Source organism: Pararhizobium sp., assembly GCF_035497515.1.
In the GTDB taxonomy this organism is placed as follows: Bacteria; Pseudomonadota; Alphaproteobacteria; order Rhizobiales; family Rhizobiaceae; genus Pararhizobium.
Genome location: NZ_DATJDJ010000226.1, coordinates 69,438 through 75,605, shown reverse-complemented (window position 1 = coordinate 75,605; position 6,168 = coordinate 69,438). Strand labels below are relative to the sequence as shown.

Genomic DNA, 6,168 nt, shown 5'->3' with positions numbered 1-6,168 from the left:
CGGCAGGCACCGGCCCGGCCCAGGTTGCCGTCGCCATCAAGACCGCGATCGATGCGCTCGAAGGCAAGGTCGTACCGCAGTCGGTGCGCCTGCCGCTGGCCATCGTCGAGGACCCGGACTTCAAGGACGGCGAGAACTACTACGCCGACCAGTCCGACAACTTCTTCGTCGGCAACTCCTTCCCCACCTGCGGCATCAACTTCACCGCGCAGGAAATCATGGGCCAGAACAAGGCCGACCAGTAAGCACCGCTTGCTCCATCCGCCGCGGGGGCTGATCCCCCCGCGGTGCCTTGCCTGAGGGACCACGAAGCATGGATGCAACTGCACCGCTCTTCCGCATGGAAGGCATCTCCAAGCGCTATGGCGGCGTACGGGCCCTCGAGGCGGCCGAGCTGACCATCCACGCCGGCCGGGTTCACGCCATCCTCGGCGAGAACGGCGCCGGCAAGTCGACCCTGATCAAGATCATGGCCGGCGTCGTCGCGCCGGACGAAGGCCGCATGCTCCTGGAGGGGCGGCCCGTCAGTTTCCGTTCGCCCGCCGAGGCGTCGGCCGCCGGGGTCACCTGCGTGTTCCAGGAACTGTCGCTGATCCCGGACCTCAGCGTCGCCGACAATATCAGCCTTTCCAACCCGCCGCGCCGCTTCGGCCTGATCGATCGGCCGACCCAGCGCCGCATCGCCGAGGAAGCCCTGGCCCGGGCGGGTGCCGATGATGTCCATCCCCGTGCCCTGGTCAAGGACCTGCCCCTGTCGCGCCGGCAGTTGGTCGAGATCGCCAAGGCGCTGGCCTGGAAGCCGCGTATCCTGATTCTCGACGAAGGCACGTCCGCCCTGACCGCCGCCGATGTCGCCAAGGTGTTTTCCGTGCTGAAACGGCTGCGTTCCGAAGGTCTGGCGCTGCTCTACATTTCCCATCGCATGCACGAGATCGCCGAACTCGCCGACCAGTGCACCGTGTTCCGCAACGGCCGCAATGTCCTGAGCTTTGCCGCAGGGACGCGCAGTGACGGCGAGATCGTCGAGATGATGATCGGCCGAGAATATTCAAGCGCCTTTCCGCCGAAGCCGGACCGGCCGATCGATGTACGGCCGCCGGCGCTCGAATGCCGGAACCTCGGCTGGACCGATAGCCTGCGCGATATCTCGTTTACCGTCGGTAAGGGAGAGGTCGTCGGCCTTGGCGGACTCGATGGGCAAGGTCAGCGTGAATTGCTACTCGCCTTGTTCGGCGTGTTGCGCGGCACGACAGGATCGGTTCTGGTCGATGGAAAACCTGTCAGCCTGGAAAGCCCGGCAGCGGCGAGCACCCGGGAGGTCGGCATGGCGCTGATCCCCGAGGATCGCAAGACCGAGGGCCTGATGCTGCCGATGACGGTGCGGGAAAACCTGTCCTTCGCGGTGCTTGACCGCATCTCGGTCGGCGGGGTCATCGATCGCGACAAGGAAGCACGGCTGATCGACGAGATGGTCAAGTTGCTCGCCATCAAGAGCGATGGTGTGGATGTTCCCGTCGGCGCGCTCTCCGGCGGCAACCAGCAGAAGGTGGTGATCGCCAAATGGCTGATGCGACAGCCAAGGATCATCCTGCTCAACGACCCGACACGCGGCATCGATGTCGGCACCAAGCATGAACTCTACCAGTTGCTGCGCCGTCTCGCCGATGCCGGTGCCGCCATCCTGTTCTATTCGACCGATTATGATGAACTGATCGGCTGCTGCGATCGCGTGCTGGTCCTTTATGACGGCAGCATCATCCGCGAACTGGCTGGTGACGGCATCACCCAGCATGCGCTGATCGCCAGCGCGCTCAATGTCGAGGACAAGGCGATGGAGACGGCAGCATGAGCGAATGGCGCTACGGGTTGAACGAACAGCGCGGTACGTTGATGGCGGTCGGCATTTTCCTGTTCATGTTCGTCATTTATGTTTCGAACCATCCGGCCGGGCTGACGGCCAACGTCGTCCAGACGGCGGCCAACAAAGGCGTGCTGCTTGCCTTCGTCGCCATGGCGCAGACCCTGGTGGTCCTCACCGCCGGCATCGATCTTTCGGTCGGAATGATCTTCATCCTGACCAACGCGCTCGCCTCCTGGCTGGTGGTGGGCACGCCGCTCGAAACAGCCTTCGGCGTTGTTGCGGTGCTTGCAACCGGCCTTGCCTGCGGCGCACTCAACGGGCTGATCGTCATCTACGGCCGGCTGCAGCCGATCGTTGCCACCATTGCCACCGGCGCGGTGTTCTTCGGCATCGCGCTGCTGCTGCGGCCTTTCCCCGGCGGCTCGGTGAATGAGGACTTGGCGGACATGATGACCGGGCGGATGTTCGGCGTCATCCCGTCGAGCCTCGTGGCGCTGGTGGCCGTCGTTCTCGTTGTCTGGGTTCCGTTCAGTCGTTCCGTCCTCGGGCGGGCGGCCTATGCATCGGGATCCTCGGAGGTTGCGGCCTATATGTCCGGCGTTCCCATCCGCCGGGCCAAGTTCATGGCCTACATGCTGTCCGGCCTTCTCGCGTCGATCGGCGGGCTGTTTCTCACCTTCTTCACCTATACCGGCGAGGCGGCCCTTGCCAGCGGCAACGCCTATACGCTGTTTTCGATCGCATCGGTCGTGCTGGGCGGCGTCTCGCTGTTCGGCGGCCGGGGCAGCGCCATCGGCGCGATCTTCGGGGCGCTGGCATTTCGCACGATCGGCGACCTGCTGTTCGTCTTCGATTTCGATCCTCTCTGGCAACCTCTGTTCCAGGGTGTGGTATTGTTGGTCGCCGTCAGTCTGGGAGCGTTCGGGTTGTTCCGCGTCCGCAATCGCCTGGAGTGGTTCGGATGAGCGACACGACACGGGAACAGCCGATGACCCCACCGAAACTGCTGCGCCGCCTGGATCCGGCCATATCGACGGCATTTGCCTGCATCATCCTTCTCCTGGTGATCGGCAGCTTCTATTCGACCAGCTTCCTGTCGCCGGAATATCTGCTGCAGCAATTGAAGGTGGCATCCTTCCTTGGCGTCATCGCCACCGGGATGATGATCGTCATCCTGCTCGGGCAGATCGATCTTTCGGTTCCCTGGTCGGTGGCCGTCGGCGGGATGATGGCGTGTGCTGCGGCGGCCTATGGTCCTGCGGGCGAAATCCTCGCCATTCCCTTCGGCATCCTCTGCGGCATGGCGATCGGGCTGGCAAACGGGATCGGCGTCGCCTATCTGCGTATTCCCTCCATGATCATCACACTGGCGACCAACGCCGTCGCGCAAGGGTTGATGGTGGTCTATACCGGTGGCTTCTCACCCCAGGATTCGGCCACGTCGGCGATGCGTTATCTCGCAACCGGCTTTCTCCTGCCTGGCGTGCCCAATGCCGTCCTGATCTGGGCGATCGTCGGTGCCGCCGCCGTTTTCGTTCTGACGCGCACGACCTTCGGCCGCTCCGTCTATGGCATCGGCAACCGCGAGCGGGCGGCCTATCTTTCCGGCATCAACACGCGCCGGACCGTGCTGATCGCCTTTGTCGCATCCGGCGCGCTCAGCGCCTTCGGTGGCGTGCTTCTCGCCGGTTATGCCTCGAAGGCCGCGCAATCGATGGGGGATACCTATCTCCTGCCCTCGATCGCCGCTGTCGTGCTCGGCGGCACATCGATTCTCGGCGGTCGGGGTTCCTATCTCGGCACGATCGCGGGCGTGATCCTCATCACGCTGCTGCAGTCGATCCTGTCCGTCATGCAGATGCCGGAAGCCGGGCGGCAGATCATCTACGGCGTTGTCATCATCGCCATGCTGCTGCTTTACGGTCGCAGTCCCGCCAATCGATAACGGCCATCTTCGAGGCCTCATCCGCCCCGGATCGACGTGCGCCAGACGAGGTCGGCATCCAGCCGCACGGATCGGCTTTCCGGCGCGGCACTATCCGTGACAAGCCAGGAAACCGCCTCGCGGGCGATTGTATCGACGGGCTGCGCAAATGTCGTCAGTTGGTAGGATGACCAGGATGCCTGCTCGATATCGTCGAACCCGGCCACGCAGATCTGATCGGGAATCGACATGGAAAACTGGTGGCGCGCCGCGTCCATGAAGCCGCAGGCGAGCAGGTCGGTGGCGCAGAAGACAGCGTCCGGCCGTTCCTTGCGCGTCAGAAGCTGTTGGGCGACGATGCGGCCGGCTTCGTAGCCGGTATGGCCGAAACGCTCGACCACAACCTCCATGCCGAGTGCCGCGGCGGCCGCGACGAAACCGTGCTCGCGTGCCATCAGGCTGGGCGTTCCGGCTTGAGAATTGGCAAAGGCGAGCCGTTTGCAGCCGGCGCGCACAAAGGCGGTGGCGATGCGCGCCGCCGCTTCCGCGTCGTCGAGGTTGATCCGCAAAGGCCCTTCCCGGTCATCGTCGCGATTGATCAACACCAGCCGCTGGCCGTTCTTCAGGCAAAGATCCGTGATTGATTTGTCCGGCAATCCGGAGAGGATGATCGAGGCATCGGCCCGGTATCGGATCGCCTGTCGAAGGGCTAGATCGACGCTGCCATCCGAGCGATCGGTGTTGATCAGCATCGCCACCTTGCCGGAGTTCTGCAATTGCTGTGTCAGGGCACGGATCAGTGACGAGCGGTAGGGCGTGCCGATTTCCGAGACGATGAGGCAGACAATGCCGCTCTCGTTGCGCATCAGGCCGCGCGCCAAATGATTGACGTGATAGCCGAGCGCCTCGGCCGCATCCAGAACCTTCTGGCGCGTCTTCGGCGAAACGCTTGCTCCAGAGGTAAATGTCCGGGAGACGGCAGAACGGGAAACGCCAGCCTTTTCCGCTACTTCCTGAGCGCTGACAAACAATTTATGGGACACGCTTCTCTCCACTATCAGCTGGCAATTTGCACAATTTTGCAATTGCGTGCAAGAGCAGATCAATCGGCCTGAGCCCAAGAAATGTGACAGTTCTGTGAAGATTTAATTTGACAGCCGGTTTATGCTCATGCAGCATTTGCACACGCTTGCAAAAAGCGAACAGCGTGGAGGCGCTGCTTCAACAGGAGGAAATTTCATGGGTTCAGCATATATTGTCGCGGCAGCGCTTGCCGCCGGTGTCACGCTCAGCGCCTTTTCGGCGCATGCGGCTGGCGATCTCAACTTGATTTGTTCGGCCGACGTCGTCATCTGCGAGCAGATGAAGGGTGATTTCGAGAAGGCGCACAGCGATATCAAGGTCAACATGGTGCGCCTGTCGTCGGGGGAGACCTATGCCAAGATCCGCGCGGAGGCGCGCAATCCGAAGACCGACATCTGGTGGGCGGGCACGGGCGATCCACATCTGCAGGCGGCCTCGGAAGGGCTGACGCAGGAGTACAAGTCGCCGCTTCTGGACCAGTTGCAGGATTGGGCGAAGAAGCAGGCGGAAAGCTCCGGCTACAGGACGGTCGGCGTTTATGCCGGTGCGCTCGGCTGGGGCTACAACACCGAGATTTTCGCGTCCAAGGGTTTCAAGGAGCCGAAATGCTGGGCCGACCTGCTCGATCCGGCCTTCAAGGGCGAGATCCAGATCGCCAATCCGAATTCGTCCGGAACGGCCTATACGGCGCTGGCGTCGCTCGTCCAGATCATGGGCGAAGACCAGGCGTTCGACTATCTGAAGAAGCTCAACGTCAATGTCTCGCAATATACCAAGTCCGGTTCGGCGCCGGTGAAGGCGGCGGCGCGTGGCGAAACCGCCATTGGCATCGTCTTCATGCATGATGCGGTCGCGCAGACGGCGGAAGGTTTCCCGGTCAAGTCGGTCGCGCCCTGCGAGGGCACGGGCTACGAGATCGGCTCGATGTCGATCGTCAAGGGCGCGAAGAACCTCGACAACGCGAAGATCTGGTACGATTGGGCGCTGCAGCCCGACGTCCAGTCGCGGATGAAGGAAGCAAAGTCCTTCCAGCTTCCCTCCAACAAGACGGCGGAGATCCCGAAGGAAGCGCCGAAATTCGAGGATATCAAGCTGATCGACTATGACTTCAAGACCTATGGCGACCCGGCCAAGCGCAAGGAACTCTTGGAGCGCTGGGACCGTGAAGTCGGCGCAAGCGCCAATTAAAGGCGGATAGGCGAGAACGGGGCGCAATGGCGTCCCGTCCTCAGCCAGCCTCTCCCCGGCCCGGAAACCGCGCCCATGTTCCTCCACGGGCGGGACGCGGTTTGCGGCCACC

At 62.8% G+C, this 6,168-nt stretch carries 5 protein-coding genes and 1 pseudogene; 5 read left to right on the top strand and 1 reads right to left on the bottom strand.

The features are described 5' to 3' along the window. The 4 genes and pseudogenes from VL202_RS23945 to VL202_RS23930 form a co-directional block, all read left to right on the top strand. Nucleotides 1-245, top strand: a pseudogene (locus tag VL202_RS23945) (ribose ABC transporter substrate-binding protein); the annotation flags it as partial. 68 nt (nucleotides 246-313) lie between these two features. Beyond that, on the top strand, nucleotides 314-1,849 hold the full coding sequence (locus tag VL202_RS23940; RefSeq protein WP_325466557.1) for a sugar ABC transporter ATP-binding protein: 1,536 nt from the start codon (nucleotides 314-316) through the stop codon (nucleotides 1,847-1,849). Next, entirely contained in the window at nucleotides 1,846-2,826 is a 981-nt protein-coding gene (locus tag VL202_RS23935; RefSeq protein ID WP_325466556.1) for an ABC transporter permease, read from the top strand. The genes VL202_RS23940 and VL202_RS23935 overlap by 4 nt, the downstream gene beginning before the upstream one ends. Next, complete coding sequence (locus VL202_RS23930; RefSeq protein WP_325466555.1) at nucleotides 2,823-3,806, top strand: ABC transporter permease; 984 nt, start codon at nucleotides 2,823-2,825, stop codon at nucleotides 3,804-3,806. The genes VL202_RS23935 and VL202_RS23930 overlap by 4 nt, the downstream gene beginning before the upstream one ends. Nucleotides 3,807-3,823: 17 nt before the next feature. Here the strand turns inward: VL202_RS23930 and VL202_RS23925 are convergent, their stop codons facing one another. After that, complete coding sequence (locus VL202_RS23925) at nucleotides 3,824-4,828, bottom strand: substrate-binding domain-containing protein (protein WP_325466554.1); 1,005 nt, start codon at nucleotides 4,826-4,828, stop codon at nucleotides 3,824-3,826. 196 nt (nucleotides 4,829-5,024) lie between these two features. On the opposite strand from VL202_RS23925, the gene VL202_RS23920 reads away from it, so the two are divergent. Next, the gene (locus VL202_RS23920) at nucleotides 5,025-6,056 is read left to right on the top strand and encodes an ABC transporter substrate-binding protein (protein WP_325466553.1); all 1,032 of its coding nucleotides are present in this window, start codon (nucleotides 5,025-5,027) and stop codon (nucleotides 6,054-6,056) included. Nucleotides 6,057-6,168: the final 112 nt, after the last annotated feature.